The sequence below is a fragment of the Nostoc sp. genome (assembly GCF_036917095.1).
Taxonomy (GTDB): Bacteria; Cyanobacteriota; Cyanobacteriia; order Cyanobacteriales; family Nostocaceae; genus Nostoc.
The window spans coordinates 17,201-35,086 of record NZ_JBALFH010000015.1; the positions used below are offsets into that span (position 1 = coordinate 17,201).

General features: G+C 43.8%; 12 protein-coding genes and 1 pseudogene. 9 read left to right on the forward strand and 4 right to left on the reverse strand.

Features of this window, described 5'->3' with window-relative positions:
• Positions 1-271: 271 nt before the first annotated feature.
• The 3 genes from V7L01_RS04195 to V7L01_RS04205 are packed head-to-tail and all read left to right on the forward strand — an operon-like array spanning position 272 to position 4,191.
• Positions 272-2,029 carry a ScyA-related TPP-binding enzyme gene (locus V7L01_RS04195; RefSeq protein ID WP_335032219.1) on the forward strand — a complete coding sequence of 586 codons (1,758 nt, stop codon included), beginning with the start codon at positions 272-274 and terminating at the stop codon, positions 2,027-2,029.
• Positions 2,030-2,045: 16 nt separating this feature from the next.
• On the forward strand, positions 2,046-3,182 hold the full coding sequence (locus V7L01_RS04200) for a 3-oxoacyl-ACP synthase III family protein (RefSeq protein ID WP_335032221.1): 1,137 nt from the start codon (positions 2,046-2,048) through the stop codon (positions 3,180-3,182).
• A 40-nt stretch (positions 3,183-3,222) separates the two neighbouring features.
• A complete protein-coding gene (locus V7L01_RS04205; protein ID WP_335032223.1) occupies positions 3,223-4,191 on the forward strand; it encodes an SGNH/GDSL hydrolase family protein in 969 nt (322 codons plus the stop codon).
• 58 nt (positions 4,192-4,249) lie between these two features.
• On the opposite strand, the gene V7L01_RS04210 is transcribed toward V7L01_RS04205, so the two are convergent.
• Positions 4,250-7,792, reverse strand: a complete 3,543-nt coding sequence (locus tag V7L01_RS04210; RefSeq protein ID WP_335032225.1) for an NB-ARC domain-containing protein — start codon at positions 7,790-7,792, stop codon at positions 4,250-4,252.
• A gap of 33 nt (positions 7,793-7,825) precedes the next feature.
• Positions 7,826-7,948 (reverse strand): hypothetical protein, encoded by a 123-nt coding sequence (locus V7L01_RS04215; RefSeq protein ID WP_335032227.1) that lies wholly within the window; start codon positions 7,946-7,948, stop codon positions 7,826-7,828.
• 285 nt (positions 7,949-8,233) lie between these two features.
• On the opposite strand from V7L01_RS04215, the gene V7L01_RS04220 reads away from it, so the two are divergent.
• Positions 8,234-8,413 (forward strand): CopG family transcriptional regulator, encoded by a 180-nt coding sequence (locus V7L01_RS04220; protein WP_335032229.1) that lies wholly within the window; start codon positions 8,234-8,236, stop codon positions 8,411-8,413.
• Positions 8,414-8,908: 495 nt separating this feature from the next.
• Here V7L01_RS04220 and V7L01_RS04225 read toward each other — a convergent pair whose 3' ends face one another.
• Entirely contained in the window at positions 8,909-9,055 is a 147-nt protein-coding gene (locus tag V7L01_RS04225) for a CopG family transcriptional regulator (RefSeq protein WP_322695793.1), read from the reverse strand.
• 1,020 nt (positions 9,056-10,075) lie between these two features.
• Between V7L01_RS04225 and V7L01_RS04230 the strand changes: the two genes are divergently transcribed.
• The 5 genes from V7L01_RS04230 (at position 10,076) to V7L01_RS04250 (ending at position 17,766) form a co-directional block, all read left to right on the forward strand.
• On the forward strand, positions 10,076-10,576 hold the full coding sequence (locus V7L01_RS04230; protein ID WP_335032231.1) for a fatty acid hydroxylase: 501 nt from the start codon (positions 10,076-10,078) through the stop codon (positions 10,574-10,576).
• Positions 10,577-10,978: 402 nt separating this feature from the next.
• The gene (locus tag V7L01_RS04235; RefSeq protein WP_335032233.1) at positions 10,979-11,143 is read left to right on the forward strand and encodes a hypothetical protein; all 165 of its coding nucleotides are present in this window, start codon (positions 10,979-10,981) and stop codon (positions 11,141-11,143) included.
• The gene (locus V7L01_RS04240; protein WP_335032235.1) at positions 11,130-13,091 is read left to right on the forward strand and encodes an ATP-binding protein; all 1,962 of its coding nucleotides are present in this window, start codon (positions 11,130-11,132) and stop codon (positions 13,089-13,091) included. The genes V7L01_RS04235 and V7L01_RS04240 overlap by 14 nt, the downstream gene beginning before the upstream one ends.
• Positions 13,092-13,104: 13 nt before the next feature.
• A complete protein-coding gene (locus V7L01_RS04245) occupies positions 13,105-17,235 on the forward strand; it encodes a PAS domain S-box protein (protein WP_335032237.1) in 4,131 nt (1,376 codons plus the stop codon).
• 141 nt (positions 17,236-17,376) lie between these two features.
• Positions 17,377-17,766: a response regulator transcription factor gene (locus V7L01_RS04250; protein ID WP_335032239.1), complete on the forward strand. Its 390-nt coding sequence runs from the start codon at positions 17,377-17,379 to the stop codon at positions 17,764-17,766.
• Here V7L01_RS04250 and V7L01_RS04255 read toward each other — a convergent pair.
• Positions 17,752-17,877, reverse strand: a pseudogene (locus V7L01_RS04255) (hypothetical protein); the annotation flags it as partial. The gene V7L01_RS04250 and the pseudogene V7L01_RS04255 overlap by 15 nt on opposite strands.
• Positions 17,878-17,886 lie beyond the last annotated feature (9 nt).

Below are 17,886 nucleotides of genomic sequence, written 5' to 3' on the forward strand. Positions count from 1 at the left end.
CTGCTCTTAAACTCTTTTAACATCTCTTTTATAAAAGCAGAGTTTAAGTAGGTAGACAAGAAAAGACCAAACTGTGTGAAGATAAGCAAGTAGATTGGTACAAAAAACTAAACTATATTAATAAATATAAAGTAGGGTAAAACTCTCCTACTTATTGTCTTCAGCATAGCTGCTTGCGACCTTATTTAAACGACAAATATTGACGCCGCTCTACTTGGGTGTGGGATAATATTATCCCACAGAGGAAAATTTTCCTAAGATATTTATTTGTATGGATGCTAAATTTCAGGATATAAAAGCAAATACCAATAAAAAATTAAACTCAACTGAACAGCAATCTCATAGCAAGCCATCCAAACCTTTTTCGGTAGCGGAGGCAGTGGTAAAAATCCTGGAAAATATGGGAGTGCAGTATGCCTTTGGTGTTTCGGGAGGTGCGATCGCCCCAGTATGGGCTGCATTACATCAAAGTTCCATCCAGGTGCTGCACTTTCGCCACGAAGCCGGAGCAGCTTTTGCAGCTATTGAGGCGCACTTTGCTAGCGATCGCCCGGTTGTGGTATTCGCTACTACAGGGCCAGGAATCGCTAACGCTTTGACAGGGTTGTTAGCCGCCCGTTGGGAGGGGGCTAAGGTGATTCTGGTATCAGCTTCAACCTCGACACTACAGCGGGGACGTTGGGCTATCCAGGAAACTAGCACGTATACCATGCCCAGCACAGGTATTTTTACTTCCGGGCAAATATTCCATTACGCCACTACTCTCGAATGTAGCGATGAACTCACAGAGGTTTCTCGAAGGCTTGCCCTCGGACTGGCACAACCAGGAGGATTCGTCGCGCATCTAAGCATCCCTACAAATATCCAGACAAGTTCGCTAAAAACTCCATTGCCACGAGTAACTCTATCTCATAGTGTGGCAACAGCAAGTGAGGAGACAATCGCAGAATGTGTCCGGTTATTATCTGAAGGGCCCTTTGCCATATGGGTGGGCTTCGGAGCACGGGGTGCTGCAAAAGAGATTCGCCAGCTTGCCGAGAGGACAGGGGCTGCCGTAATCTGTTCGCCACGGGGTAAGGGCATTTTTCCTGAAGATCGTCCTCAGTTTGTAGGCGTTACCGGCTTCGGTGGACATGAATCGGTTTTAACGTACATGAGAGAGCAACGTCCAAGGCGTATACTGGTTCTGGGAACACGCCTTGGTGAGTTTACCTCCTTTTGGAATCCTGCGATGATTCCCTTGCAGGGCTTTTTACATGTTGACATCGACGCAAATGTGCCAGGAACTGCATATCCATCCACCGAGACTTTTGCCATCCAGTCCGACGTGAAAATATTCGTGAAGAACCTGCTGAAGAACTTCCCAGAGAGTAATGGTTGCTCAAGGAAAATAGCGCTGCCTCGATCTGAACGCGATATCATCAAGCCACGCACGACCGGTCTAGTCCGACCAGAAATATTAATGAATGTGATTCAACAAGTGATTGTTGATGGAAGCGATGCAGTAGTAATGGCAGAGTCAGGTAACTCATTTGCTTGGGTAATTCATCTGCTGCGGTTTAACATACCAAGTCGTTACCGCATCGGTAACGGATTTGGTTCTATGGGGCATTTTGTTACAGGCGTAGTGGGTGCTGCTTTGGCGCGGAATGGCAAGGCTGTTGCCATTGTTGGAGATGGTGCCATGCTGATGAACAGCGAAGTAAACACGGCAGTAAAATATCAAGTTCCTGCCGTTTGGATTGTACTCAATGATGGGCGCTACAATATATGCGAACAGGGAATGGCGTATCTAGGGTTCAATGACGCGGATGCAACGATTCCGCAGGCAGATTTTGTCAAGATTGCTCATGGGATGGGAGCAGAAGGTATTCGGGTTGAAAGGGAGTCTGAGGTTCAGGCAGCATTAGAAAAAGCGATCGCAGCAAACGGCCCATTTGTGGTTGATGTAATCATCGACCACACCCAGATCCCACCATCTGAGAGTCGCAATCAGAGTTTGATTTCACAAGGCTCTACAAATTATTAAAAGCTAATTATTATATATGGTTTCTTCTCCAGTAGGTATTCGCTCACTTGCTTTAAGTCTTCCGAGTATCAGACGCACAAATGACTATTACATAGAAAAATACCCCGATCTAGTCACTTTAGGTGAACAAAAAAGCTTTACAAAATTGTTTTCCCTCACTGAGTCTACTCCCAGTAACGACTTCGATCGGGAGATGTTGCCCTACCTGTCAGATCCCTTTCGCGGCACTGTTGAGCGATGGGTGCTTGGGCCTGGCGAGTCTTCCCTGACACTAGAGTATCAGGCTGCAATAGATGCCCTGAATGCGGCAAAGCTTTCTCTTGAAGACGTTGAACTCATGATTGTTGCCTCAGTTTGGCCGGAACAAATTGGATTTGGCAATGCCGCCTTCCTTGCCCGCCAACTAGGTTTTCAGGGTGCTGCCTGGAATATAGATGCAACCTGTGGAAGTACTCAGGTTGCTCTTCAAACTGCCTGTGCTTTGGTAAAAGCAGGAGAATATCGCAATGTGCTGGTAGTGATTTCCTGTACCTACTCTCGCTTTTTCGATGACGATGATACATTCCGGTTATTTACCAGCGACGGTGCTGGGGCTTTTGTCGTTGGTGCATTAGAGCCTAACCAGGGTATCCTTGGCACAAAGACAGTTCATACCGGTGCATTGTGTGAAGTTCTCTTTGCTGAACTCACAACAGACGAGCAAAAAAATCCGCGAGTCCGTATGCAAATGGGCAAGGGTGCGAAAGCTTTAGGTCAAACGGCTGCGGAGTTTCTTCGTAAATGTTGTGAGGGTGCTGTTGCTGCTGCTGGTGTAACCCTTGAACAAATAGACTTTTTTCTTTTTAATACACCTACAGCTTGGGTAGCAAGCTTCTGCACGCGCGTACTGGGTATTGACCCAAAGCGTACAATCAACATTTACCCTCAATATGCAAATATTGGGCCAGTACTGACTGTGGCAAATTTGTATCATGCTGCACAGTTGGGCAAGATTCATGAAAACGATCTGGTTCTCGTTTATGGTTCTGGGGCAGTGGGTGTTGCTTCTGCAAATGTAATGCGTTGGGGAAATGTAGCGCTTGGTTCTGACCCCTTCAACAAAAATGACTCGACAGTGCAAGGTGCTAAAAACAGGAGCTTCCTTTCTTGTTAAGATTCTCTATAAAGATAAAAAGCATCTTTAAAAGTGAATAATGCAAAAACAAATTTTAGCAACAGGAATTTTTTTATCTATCTTGTTTCCATTCAAAGTCTCGGCACAAAATTATAACGAGATTTATGTTTTCGGGGATAGCTTTTCTGACACAGGCAATGTCTTCAATGCCACAAACGGAGTTAGTCCGACAAACCCACCCTACTTTAATGGACGTTTTTCCAACGGTCCAGTCTGGGTGGAATATCTCGCATCCGATCTAGGATTAAGTTTCAATCCAAAAACTAACTTTGCCTTTGGTGGTGCAACTACGGGATTTCAAAACATTGGACTAGCTAGTTTGCCTGGATTACAACAACAGATCGATAGCTTTACGGCAGCAAATCAGTTTGCCAACCCCAATGCCCTTTACATCATCTGGGCCGGTACTAATGATTATATTAATTACTTTTTCGGTACGATTCCTAACCCTACCCAGGCAGTTACAAATATATCAGCGGCAGTAAAATCGCTAGCTACCGTGGGCGCTAGAGATATTATGGTGGTTAATTTACCAAACTTAGAAAATTTTCCAGTCACAGGTGGCAATAGTCAAATCTCCAGCTTACTGAGCAGTTTTACATCTGCACACAACTCCAGCTTGACCGCCAACCTTAACTTTTTAAACCAGCAATTAAGCCCTGATATAAACATTATTCCTTTTGATGTTAATTCCCTATTCAGTAGAGCCATTGCCCATCCAGGAGAATTCGGATTCACGAATGTGATTGACTCTTGTGTCGGAGATTTGTCGGTGATACCGATAAATATTTCCACGCAGCCAGTCACCTGTACTCCAGATCGGTTTTTATTCTGGGATCAAATTCATCCAACGACTACTACTCATAAGCTAATTGGAGAATTAGCATTTTCAGTACTAAATAAATCGTTTGTACCTGAACCTTCTCTACTATTTGGGTTATTGGCATTAGGCGCTTCAAGTACAGTTTCGTTACTAAAACAGAAATAGAAATTCAGAAAACACAAGATAATAACCTCGACATTTCAGACTGCTACTTCATTTTTATTCATAACTCAACTGCTCCTAAAATTCTCAGCGTTGATTTCTGAGCTTCAGTCAAACCGAATACGCCAGTGATATTCATACCCTCATAGGGACCTTCGCTTTTCAGAGTTTTCAAGCACTCAGCCGTTTTTATATCCCAAAGCTTAATTGTCTCATCTTCACTGCAACTAGCTAGTATCTGACCATTATAATTAGAAACAACCGACCAGACCCACCTAGTATGTCCCAACAAGGTTCTTAGGCATTTTCCTGTGCTGACATCCCACAGCTTTACTGTTTGATCGCCACTACTACTAGCAAGCATTCCCCCATCAGGACTAAAGGCAACTGAGTATATGCAATTGGTATGTCCCTGTAAAGTTCTAAGACACTCACCGTTGTTAACATCCCATAGCCTCACTGTTTGGTCACCACTACCACTAGCAACTATGCGACCATTTGGACTGAAAGCAACTGCCCAAACCCAGTCAGCATGACCCTCAAAAGTTTTGAGGCATTGACCAGTGCTGGTATCCCATAACTTCACTGTTTGGTCATGACAACCACTGGCTAAGATATCACTGTTAGGACTAAAAGAAATTGACCATATTCTACCACTATGACCTTGTAGAGTTTTGAGGCATTGGCCAGTGCTGGTATCCCATAACTTTACTGTTTGGTCATCACTGCCAGTGGCAAGAACATGACCATCGGAACTGAAGGTAACTGATGTGATTCTGTTACTATGCTCTTGCAAAATTTTGAAACATTTACCAGTATTCGCATCCCATAATCTAACTGTTTGATCCTCACTGCCACTACTAAGGATGTGACTATCAGGACTGAAAGCAACTGACGTAACCCGATTACTATGTCCTCGCAAAGTTTTGAGACACTGACCAGTAGTAGTATCCCATAGCTTTACTGTTCGGTCATTACTGCCACTAACAAGAGTGTTACCGTCCAGATTGAAAGCGACTGACCACACCCCATTGTTATAACCCTGCAAAGTTTTAATGCAACGACCACTGTGAATATCCCACAGCTTGACCGTGTGGTCATCGCTGCAACTAGCAAGAATGTTACCATCTGGACTAAAGCTTACTGACCATACCCGATTACTATGTCCCCGTAGAGTCTTAAGGCAACGATTAGTGCTACTATCCCACAGCTTTATCGTGCGATCGTCACTGCCACTAGCAAACATTTGACCATCTGAACTAAAGGCAACTGAGTTTATTAAGTTAGTATGCTCTTGCAATGTTTGAAGGCATTTGCCAGTGCTAACATCCCACACCTTTATCGTTTGGTCATGACAACCACTAATTATGATATGACTATTAGGGCTGAAAGCAATTGAATATACCCGACGGGTATGTTCTTGCAATGTTTGAAGGCATTTGCCAGTGCTAACATCCCACACCTTTATCGTTTGGTCATCGCTGCTAGAAGCAAGCAACTGACTATCTACGCTAAAGGCAACTGACTGGATTCCACCACTATGACCTTCCAGTGTCCGAAGGCAGCTTTGAGTGCTGACATCCCATAACTTCACTATTTGGTCTTCACTGCCACTTACTAATATTTGACTATCCCTACTAAAGGCGACCGATCTAACTCCAGCATTATGACCCTGCAAAGTTTTAAGACACTGACCAGTGCTGGTATCCCACAGCTTTACTGTTTGGTCATTGCTACCACTGGCAAGAACACGACCATCGTGACTAAAAGCAACTGACCAAACCCAACCAGTATGTCCTTCACAAGTGAGAAGTTGTTGACCATCTACAACATGGTACAAGCGAATTTCTCCATTGGTATCACCCGTAGCGAAAAGCTTTCCATTGGGGCTAAAAGTTACTGAAAAAACACCGCCGAAGGTTTCCACAAAAATAGACTTAGCTAAATTTGCGTGTCTAAAATTTACATTGTGCAAATTTACATTCCGCATGTCTGCTTGTGAAACAGTCAAATTAGAAAAATCATAGCTACTTAGATCGGTTTCCATTTGACAAAGTAGATTGAAAATATTGCCACCCGTATATCCTGGTTCGAGTGGTGATGTTTCTCTTAAAGTTCTTATAATTTGAGTTAAGTGATTTTCGATGTTTCTTTTGCTTCTTAAAACAGTGAGTAGCCCATCTATAAGCGGTTTGATGATGAGGCGAACTTGAGCTTCTTTAACATAGTCTTTGGTAGTCGCCTTCATTAGAGCATGACGCCTGAATAAATCAATATTCTGAGTCACAATCTCTTCACAAGCATGTTCTATCAAGCTACTAGTTACATACTCCATAACCACAGGCTGGAGGGTAAAAAACGATCCACTTTTGTTAATGAGCGTAGGCGTAGCCTTCTCGATTAGCGATCGCCTTCCTAAAGATTCTACAGCCTCTAGTAACTTTGCTTGTGGTATTGGTGATATAATGTCATCTCGCAATTCTGAGAGTGTAATCGGCTCACGATTAATCGCTAGCCAGTACATGATGTTCTTTTCTAAATCTGACAAGCGCTCAAACTGCTGCTCTAAAATATCGCGAATGTCGCCAAAAACAGAGGTATCTTGTTGCAAAAACTCAGTCACATTACCATCAAAGATATCTTGAACGGTTGTGGCAACTATCTTTAAGGCTAATGGATTGCCTGCATAACGTTCAATCATCACTTTCCATTCATCCTGTGCTGCTGATAGCCCTTTGAGTTTCAAGATTTCTTGCCCTTCCACCATCTTCAAACCACTCAGTAGTAATGAGCGAACAGGTAGTGCTTGTCCTTCCAGCAATGCCACTTCCTTCGGTTTTTCACGACTAGTCAGCACTAAGCAGCTTTCGTGAGTTGCTTCTCCCACGCGTTTTAAAAGCTCACCATATTCCTCATATCCTTCTCGATAAAGTCCGGCGCGGCTACCACTGCGGAGAATTGACTCTGCATTATCAAGGATCAGCAAACAGCGATGATTTTGTAAATAATAGAGTAGCCGCGATACCCTCTCGCTAAAGCTTTCTGGTAAGTTACCTTCTGTTTCTTGTTCGTCAGATAGAAATTGGATTAGATTACCTAGAATAACTTTAACAGGCGGAGCTTCTCGTAGCGATCGCCAGATCGCATACTCAAAGTTCTCCTGAATCTGTTGAGCAAGCTTTACAGAGAGCGTCGTTTTACCAATACCTCCTATTCCCAATAGTGCCACCAATTGGCAGTGCTCATTGAGAATCCATTGCTCTAGGGTAGTAAGTTCTTCTGTACGTCCATAAAAAACTGAGTTAAAGATAGCTTCTCCCCAATCTAGACGAGTATTTGAACTTAAATAGTCACTTTTATCTATTTTTAACTTAAAAGCTGAAAAAAGCTTCTCAATAGTCTGTTTGTCAACTCCCCCTTCCCGATTCAATACTTTAGAGATGGTAGCGGAATATAACCCAGAGCGTGCACTCATTTCTTCGAGAGTGTACCTGTTTCCAAAATTTTCCTTTGCTTCTGACTGATGCTTTGCGTCCTTAATTTTTTGTAACCCCTTGGTTGTAAGTGCAACACCACGCTTGCGTCTCCAATTATGTAAAGTCATGTATTAACTCACTGTTCGTGTAATCACCTTTGACTAAAAGGAATTATCTGCTAGGTTGCTATAGTTATGAGGCGATCGCCATAACAAACGACTAATCTCCTGGTGCAGAGGATTTAAAACAGGTATATTACCAAAATATTCACTGATAAAAACCACCTTTGGCAATCCACTCGTCTCGGTAAGTCAACATCGCTTGCTCAACAGACAATTTGGTCTGTGGGACATTGCTGACATCATCTCTTCAGTTGAAAACTTCTTGCACTTGGGTAATGGCAGATTCATTACGTGTGGTGCTAGTTGTTTAATACCTTGACTTTTCAGTAATATGTTTGGGGCGTAAAGCTTAAGTTCAATCTCAAAATCTCGATTTTCACTGGTAAAAACAGTTTTGAATTGGCAATCTTGATAAAGAAAGTTTGTATATATCTAGCCTATCAATCAATGAATAAAACTGCTGCACTTAAATTTCCCCGTTTGGCAACCTCCAGTAAAAAAAGGGCGCTTAAGCGAATTACTTTAAACTTGACATCAGATGAAGCCCAGAACCTTGAAAAGTATTGCGAACAGACAGGAAAACCTGCAATGGATGTGATTCGGGAACTTATTCAAGCCTTACCTTGACTTTTCACGCCAAGTCTGAAAAGCCCTAGTCGAGAAGACTCATCGCTGAAGTGGAAGGTGTTGTAGATTTGAACAAAAGTTTTCAACTTTACTCTGAACTAGAGTAATTCAAGAGTGGTAATCATAGATTAGACTCTATAGATTAGACCCTCACGACTTGATATTTGCTATTTCAATACTGTTGTTTGTTGCGAAAATAATAAAAAACAAACGTTAGAGATTATTCTCTGACAAAGGTGACGACAGAATAAAAATCGATAGTCGCCGAACCAGAGAAACAGTCTCTCACTCCTTTTTGTGCAACTCAATACTAGTTATCACGTTACTTTCTTTTAGGCGTGCTGCGGGCGTAGCACGCCTTCACTCAATTTTTACCTCCCTTTCAATCCTCACAAAAAAAATTACTACTCGTTAATTTTACGCCTCCAATTCAACCAAATTCTAATGCTTATATCTTGAGAATGAACCAAGGTGAAATGGTTCGCAAATCTACTTTTATTTCGTCAGTGGCAAAGCTCGAATGAGTTCTCGAATCACATCCGTTGCTGGTCTTCCTGTCTGTTCGCAATACTTTTCTAGGTTCTTGGCTTCATTTAAAGCCAGGTTTATAGTAATTCGCTTGACCGCCCATTTTTTGTTCATGCTGAAACAGATAAATCGTGTAATTATAGCTTCAAACCCTGATTTTACCTTCCAACTGGAAAGGAACCTAAATTTGGGATGTGCTAAAAATATCTTTTCAATAAGACAGAATAAGTCAGCAAACCCGACGCCACTCGCTTTAAGCCTCTTAACCCGTAATGCGATAGCTCCCCTTTAAAAGTGGGGCTTAACTCCCTCTTTTTTCTTTTTAAGGAGGATTAGGGAGAATCAACCCTTAACCCAAGTGTATTTGCTCTAAAATCAGCTTTTCACTCTTTTGAGCTTAATTAGGTAGGCAGAAGCTTCACACCTACTTGAAGGGAGGTATAGGAGTTTCACTAGTATTAAATACTAAGTTGAAATTTATAGGTTAAGACGGGGATACGAGAAATATTCATTCTCCGTATCACTATGTGTTCCTCTGATTGCGTCGCTCCTACCCATGATTTGTTGATTTAAAGCCGACTATTATGGCATTTAGCTAACTCTATATTCTCCAAATATTGCCGTATATCGATTTAATTATAAATCTGCTTTATTCATTTTTATAACTCAGATTATATTGGTAAAATACCTATTTGTATCGTTCTGATTAAATTCAATAATTTAAGCTGAATCGCAATTAATTTAAAATTAACAATGTTTTAGAAAGTCTTAACCTAAATTTGTACTAACTTTAACTCAACCTTTGCTTACGCTGTATGTCTTAGTAAGAAGATTGTGTAGTAACAATGGCAAAATACGGTATTTACATCGATTTTTAGATGTATTACTACCTTTAACCTAGAGCTAGAAGTGAAATTGGAGGTTTTTACAAGTTGCTGTTGACTGCATTAAGGATTGGAGATTCATGAAACTGCAACTGACCCAATTACATATACTCTGAGCCAAATTAACTGGAGCGTAGACCCATGAGACACACAGATACTGCTTGCATAATGCAAAACAGGTGTCTACGCCGACAGCATGACATTTGCATATTTTCTGTGGAGTTTTCTTAACTATTCTTGAGGAGTACAAATGCTTGAGGCTATCGCTGTTGCTTGGTTATTACTGTTTTTTGGCGATTTTCTATCTACTTTCTTTTACCACGTACCCGAGCACGTTTTTGGTAGCCTTCATTTAAAAACGCACCACTCCTGGAAGAAGGACTTCCGCCACTACGCTATTTTGACTTTTAATCCCCAGGTTCTTTTAGATGGTATCTTGGGAGCTTTGCCTTATATACTCATAGCAGTAGTCTTGTGGTCTTTTTCTCCCATTGGCGTCATCTCTGGATTACTGCTTGGTCAGTTTCATGTATGGTGGAGACACATAAGTGTACTGGGTTGGGAAACTTCAAAGCTTGTAAATATTTTATGCCAAATTCTATTTATTACTACTCCTGAGAGACACTGGTTACATCATCACAAAACTAATTTGGGTTTCGGTGATATTTTTACCTTCTTTGAACAACCTGCACAAATGTGGTTACGCTGGCTACGGTTACTCAGACTTCGTTTTCGCTTCTCTCGGATCTAACTGAAGCGATCGCTTACCTAAATACTTTTTAAATGTACGAAAAAGAGGTGCGATCGCACCTCTTTTTCGTACACTATCCTATTGTTTTGCCAGAGAAAGGATTATTCTAGTCTCAGAAATGCGCTCATCTACATACTCAAAAAAGCTGATTCCCAATTTACGAATAGTAGCAACAAGAGACGTGAATTGACCATAGATTTAAATCTATGCTTTTTTGTAATTATGAAAGCTTAACTTATAGATTTTCTATAACTTATCAAACAGCAAGCGAGTTATACGGACGTAAAAACGCCTCTGGAAGGAGTTGAAAGGTATTTATTACCGCTCAACTTAGCTGTTATATCGCTAATCTTTTTGGGAAAACTAGTCTTAATTAGTAAATTATTATATTACTAGATTTTTATGACAACTCCTCTCTTTTCCGGAGATGCTAGGCGTAGCTTGCTTATGCAAAGGGGTACGGATCGCCAAGCCAACGCAACCGTTCAGATTCTCGGCTATCTCATTGGCTTGAGGGCGGTCAATTTGCAACCTGCTCTAGATGAGGTGTTTGATGTCTACAGTTAGCCTCAGAAAGATTCTCAACAAAAAAGAGTTGCCATCTCTCCTTCATAACTTAGTCTACCAGTTCAACATTGCGATTGATGTTGAACTGGTAGACGGCACAAAACTGATTAGCATTGGGGAGCAAACCGCCAAAAACCGATATCCAATTGAGGTGTCAGGAGAAATTATCGGTTGGGTTATTGGGGAAGAACAGGCAAGTATACTTGCGACTTTGCTCTCGTTTCTAGCAAAACAGGAAGCTGAAAAGAAAGAACTCGCTAAAGAATTGCTAGAGCGATACCAGGAAATTGATTTGTTTGAGGATATCTCGACTCAACTGACAACAAGTTTAAATACGCGACAGATTGCCCAACTCGTGCTTCAGGAATTGAGTCAATTAATTGAATCGTCTGCGGGGATGATTCTGCTCCTGAGTCCAGATGCAACTGCATTTGAAGTCATTGCCGAATTTGGAGTGTTTTTTGAAGACACTCAGCCGGAACCGGGGAAGGGAATTATTGGCAACATTGTGCAATCCAATCGGGCAGAACTGGTCAATGACGTGCAAGCCGATCCTCGATTAGAGGGGCAAAAAAACGTTAACGCCCTGATTTGTGTACCGTTACGAGCCAAGGAGCGAGTACTGGGAGCGATCGCTATTGGCACGCCCAAAACTGACTCATACAAGGCCGAACACCTGAAACTTGTGAGTATCTTTGCCTCTCAAACAGCGATCGCCATTGACAAAGCTGTGCTTTACGAGCAAAGCACTCAAGCAGCCGTTCAGGCAAAAGCCCAGACACAGAAGCTTCAGCAAGCTCTCCATGAGTTGCAATTGGCCCAAACTAAGTTAATCCAAAGCGAAAAAATGTCCAGTCTAGGGCAACTCATTGCCGGAGTTGCCCACGAAATCAACAACCCGGTTAACTTTATTTGCGGCAATTTAAGGTATGTTGCCGAATACGCCCAAGACTTGTCGCACCTGTTAGAAAAGTATCAGAAATTTCTACCTGTTGCTCCTCCAGAACTGGAATCAGAGTTAGACAATATAGACCTGGAATTTATCATGCAGGATCTCCCCAAACTGCTAGATTCGATGAAACTGGGCACAGGTCGCATCGTAGAAATTGTCCAATCCCTGAAAAACTTCTCCCGCCATGACGAAGCTGAAATGAAAGCCGTCAACATCCACGATGGCATCGATGGAACGCTGATGATTCTTCACCATCGGCTGAAAGCGGCTATTCGCCGACCGAAAATTGAAATTGTTAAAGACTATGCCAAACTTCCCCTAATCGAATGCTATCCCGGACAGTTGAATCAGGTATTTATGAACGTCCTGGCAAATGCCATTGATGCTCTAGAGGAGGAAATGGACAATGAAGAAATATCCCCCCCTACTGGCCAAATCACGATTCGTACTGAATTCCTCGACCACCAGTGGGTTGTGATTCGCATTGCCGACAACGGCCCAGGCATGAAAGAGGAGGTAATCCGCCGCATTTACGATCCCTTCTTCACCACGAAAGATGTTGGTAAGGGAACCGGGTTAGGCATGGCAATCAGCTACCAAATTGTTGTAGACAAACATCGGGGAATGCTCAAGTGTCGTTCTCAACCCGGTGAAGGGACAGAATTCTGGATTCAGATTCCAGTAAATTGTGCATTCGCAGACGCTGCTGAAGAACAAAATAGCACCTCTGCGTTGCCAACTCCCACAACCGAATCATCCCCCACTCTTGATGCCGACGGCTTCATTCCATCAACAGTTCCAATGCTCAAACCAACGGATCTGCTAATCCGCCATACTCAACTGATCCAGCGACTTTCACAGCACAGTCCAGATGTGGAAGGTGCATCACCCGATCAAATTTACCAGATGTTCCAACGTAACCCAATTTCGTTAAAGCTTTACGCCACTTTGTTGTCTTGGTTCTGTTGTTCTAACCCTATCCAAATACGCCGCTAAAGAAACCTCAACCATGTTTAACCAACTTGATGAATACAACAGTTACCTATTTGAACAATGTCCTGTTGGGCTAGCACTATGCCGAACAGATGGGACACTAATTAACATCAACCCCGCCTTTGCTGCCATTTTGGGGCGTACTGTTCCAGAAACCCTGAATCTCACCTACTGGGAGATTACCCCAGAAAAATATGCTGCTACGGAGCAATCTAGCCTAGAAGACTTGGAACGAACTGGTCGCTATGGCCCTTATGAGAAGGAGTACATCCACAAAAACGGGCATCTGGTTCCGGTCAGGTTATCTGGAGTAATGATTGAGAAGGATGGGGAACGGCTGATCTGGTCTAGTGTGGAGGACATCAGCGACCTTCGAGGTGCCCAGCAGGAACGCCAACATACTGAACAAATCCTGAAACAAAGTGAAGCCCGATATCGCTCTCTGGTAACTGCTACTGCACAAATTGTCTGGGTAAGCACACCAGATGGAATTTGCTTTGAACTGGCAAGCTGGATAGCCTATACAGGTCAAAGTCTAGCTGAAGCGGAAAATGGGGGCTGGATTGATGCCGTTCATCCTGAAGATCGCGCCTACACTGGAGAAGTCTGGAGTGCTGCCGTGGCAAACCAGAGTATGTATCAAATTGAATACCGAATTCGGGGCAAGGATGGGAACTATCGCTACTTTTGGGTCTGGGGTGCCCCCGTCCGAGAAAAAGATGGCAGCGTCTTAGAGTGGATTGGCATCTGCACCGATATTCACGATCGCAAGCTGGCAGAAGCCGAAAAGCAGTATCTCGAACAACGATATCGCTCTTTAGTAACTGCCAGTTCACAAATGGTCTGGACGGCATCGCCTGAAGGAATGGTGAACTCTGAAATAGTCGGTTGGGAAGCATATACAGGTCAAAGTGCAGCCGAAATGATCGGCTGGGGCTGGTTAGATGTCATGCATCCCGATGACCGTGCCAAGAGTGCTGAAGTTTGGAGTGCTGCTGTGGCGAACCAGAGTCTTTATCAACTTGAATATCGGATTCGTGCCAAAGACGGCACTTATCGCTACTTTTTTGGCAATGCAGCTCCTGTTTTGGAAGCAGATGGCAGCATCCGCGAGTGGATTGGCACCTGCACTGATATTCACGATCGCTGGCTAGCAGAAAAAACTTTGCAACAGAGCGAAGAACGGTTTCGCTCTTTGGTGACTGCCAGCTCGCAAATTGTCTGGGTGACTACCCCTGAAGGAGAGGCGGTGAGCAGTGAAATGTCTACCTGGTTAGCGTACACAGGTCAGAGTGCAGATGAAATCCAGGGTTTGGGCTGGCTCGATCCGATTTACCCCGATGACCGTACCCGCACAGCCCTTGCCTGGAGTAATTCTGTGGCGAATCAGAGTCTCTTTCAAACTGAATATCGGTTACGTGGTAAAGACGGCAGCTACCGCCACTTTTCTATCTGTGGTACCCCTATCCTAGAAGCAGATGGCAGCGTCCGAGAATGGATTGGCACCGGCACCAATATCCACGATCGCAAGCTAGCAGAAGCCGAAAATCAGCGTCTTCAAGAACGATATCGCTCCTTAGTAACTGCTACTTCACAGATTATCTGGGGGGCTACCCCGGAAGGACTGGGAATCAGCAGGGAAATGCTCACCTGGATGGCCTATACGGGGCAAAGCGAGGCTGAAGTTGAGGGTTGGGGCTGGCTCGATCCGATTCACCCCGATGACCGTGCCGGCTCCACAGAAGCTTGGAATGCTGCTGTGGCAAACCGAGGTATCTATCAAACCGAATATCGGCTGCTTGGCAAGAATGGCACATACCGCTACTTCTCTGTCTGTGGTGCCCCCGTACTGGAAGAAGACGGCAGCATTCGGGAATGGATTGGCGCTTGCACCGATATTCACGATCGCAAGCTGGCAGAAGCCGAAAATCAGCGTTTATTGGATATGTTGAATCATTCCAGCGATGCGATTATTGTCCGCGACATGAGCGACAAAATCTCTCACTGGAATCAGGGTGCCGAAAGGCTCTACGGTTGGACGCGTGAGGAAGTGAAAGACCAATACATTCACGCATTTCTAAAATCAACCTTTCCAAAACCTTTAGAAGAAATTCTATCAGAGTTTCTCCGGCAGGGCACTTGGGAAGGAGAACTGGAACACATCACGCGCGATGGCAGATGCATCACCGTTCAGAGCCGCTGGACTTTGCAACGAGATTTATCCGGTCAACCCTGCGCCATGCTAGAAATCAATACCGATATTACTGCCCGCAAACAAGCAGAAATCGCTCTGCGGCAACTGAATCAAGAACTGGAAGCCAGAGTTGTAGAGCGGACGGCTGCCTTGCAAAATACCCTAGCAGAAGCGCAGGGGTTAAATGCGATTTTAGATAACTTAGCAGATGGTTTGTTGGTGGCAGACACCACAGGACAAATCACCCACTTCAATCCTGCTTTTTTAAGTATGTACGGATTGACAGCTACCGCCCTCAACGGTCACTACCGAGAATTGCCGATATCTGGTTTAGCAGACCTGGTTACACGAACTCAGTCCCATCCCGGTGAGGTGTTCTCTGCCGAAGTTGCACTGACTAAGGAACGCATTGGTCAGGCAGTGGCAACCGCCATTTTCAAAAAGACGACAGATTTAGAACCCTCTGCCTGCTTCGGTTCGGCGCTGCTGATTCGGGATGTGACGGCAGAAAAGGAAATCGACCAAATGAAAACCGACTTCATCTCAACAGTTTCCCACGAGTTGCGGACACCACTGACTTCTGTCCTTGGTTTTGCGTCGATCATTCAAGAAAAGCTGGAAACCGATGTGTTTCCAATGCTTTCTACCGAAGACCGCAAGCTTCAGAAAACGATTAAGCGGGTGGCTGATAATCTCAACATTATTGTATCGGAAGCAGAACGGCTCACGTCTTTGATTAACGATGTCTTGGACATCGCCAAGATGGAAGCAGGTAAGGTGGAATGGCAGATGCAACCCCTCGATCCCAGCGAATTACTCGATTGGGCAACCAATTCTACCGCCGGGTTATTTGAAACCAATGGCTTGCAGTTGGTGAGCGAGATTGAACCAGGACTGCCTCAGATAGTAGGCGATCGCAACCGTCTGCTGCAAGTTTTAATCAACCTAATTTCCAATGCCGTTAAGTTTACCGAATCTGGTTGTGTCACCTGCCGGGTTAAACAAGGAAACGACGGTGTTTGCATTAGCGTCATCGACACAGGCATTGGGATTGCACCTGAAGATCAGCCGAAAGTATTCGAGAAATTCCGCCAAGTTGGCGACACTCTCACCGACAAACCCAAAGGCACAGGGTTAGGGCTGCCCATCTGTAAACAAATCGTCGATCATCACGGCGGTAGAATCTGGGTTGAGAGTCAACCAGGTAACGGCAGCATATTCTCGTTCATCATTCCCACCTACGCCAGCGATCGACAAACCACTGCTAATCTGAATTTGGATACGCTAGTCAAACAACTCAAAGAACACGTCATCACCAAAAACGCTGTGCTGAACCAAAATTGTAAAACCATTTTGGTTGTAGATGATGACGTTAACATTCGAGAACTGCTCCGTCAACAACTAGAAAACGAAGGCTACAATGTTCGAGAAGCTAAAGACGGCATGGATGCAATTCATCAAATCAAAACAGCCCGTCCCGATTTGATTCTCTTGGACGTGATGATGCCCCAAATCAACGGGTTCGATGTGGCAGCCGTTCTCAAAAACGATCCTCAGACCGCAGACATTCCGATCATCATTCTGTCGATTATTGAAAACAAAGAACGGGGCTACCACATTGGCATCGATCGCTATCTCACCAAGCCGATTGACACAGAAAAACTCCTCAACGAAATTGGCTCACTGCTTTACCAAGGCACTTCTAATAAAAAGGTATTGGTTGTAGATAAAAATGCATCAGCCTTAAAAACCCTATCAGATGTACTGCAAACTCAGGGATACAGTGTAATTGAAGCCTCCGATCCGCAAGAATGCATTTATAAAGCCCTATCAACCAAACCTGACATGATCATCATCGATTCTATCTTCTCTAAAGAAGCCGATTTGGTGAAAACCCTCCGGTTTGAGAAAGAGTTGGAAAATGTATTTTTTATTATGCTATCAGAACAGTAATCGCTGAGGCTGGGAATTGGGAAAGAAGCAAGGGAGCAGGGAGCAAGGGAGAAAAGTTTTCTCCTCTGCTAAGATTACCCCGCCCCTCTGCCTCTTTTCAATTCCCAATTCCCAATTCCCAATCCCCAATCCCCAATCGCTATGACCCAGAAAATTCTAATTGTTGACGATGAACCCAATATCTTGATTTTGATGGAACAAGCCCTAGAAGCATTAGAAGACGAGGGTGTTGAACTTCTAACTGCTAGAAATGGCGAAGAAGCTCTCGAAACGATTAAAACTGAAAAACCAAATTTGGTTTTTCTTGATGTAATGATGCCGAAAATGAACGGTCTGCAAGTCTGCCATATTGTAAAACACGACCTGCAAATGACTGACATCTACATCATAATTTTGACAGCTAAGGGACAGGAATTTGACAAACAAAAAGGAATTGAGGTTGGTGCAGATTTATATCTAACTAAACCATTTCGCCCCAAAGAAGTACTTGAAAAATCAATGCAGGTGTTGGGGTTTTCAGAAAATTCCTGAATATTTTTCACCTGCGATCGCTTCTAGTTTCCCGTAGGCGATCGCATCTGATTCACTCAGGTCAATACCACTGAGATTAACACCAGTCAAATCGCGATCGCTCAAATTAGCCCCACTAAA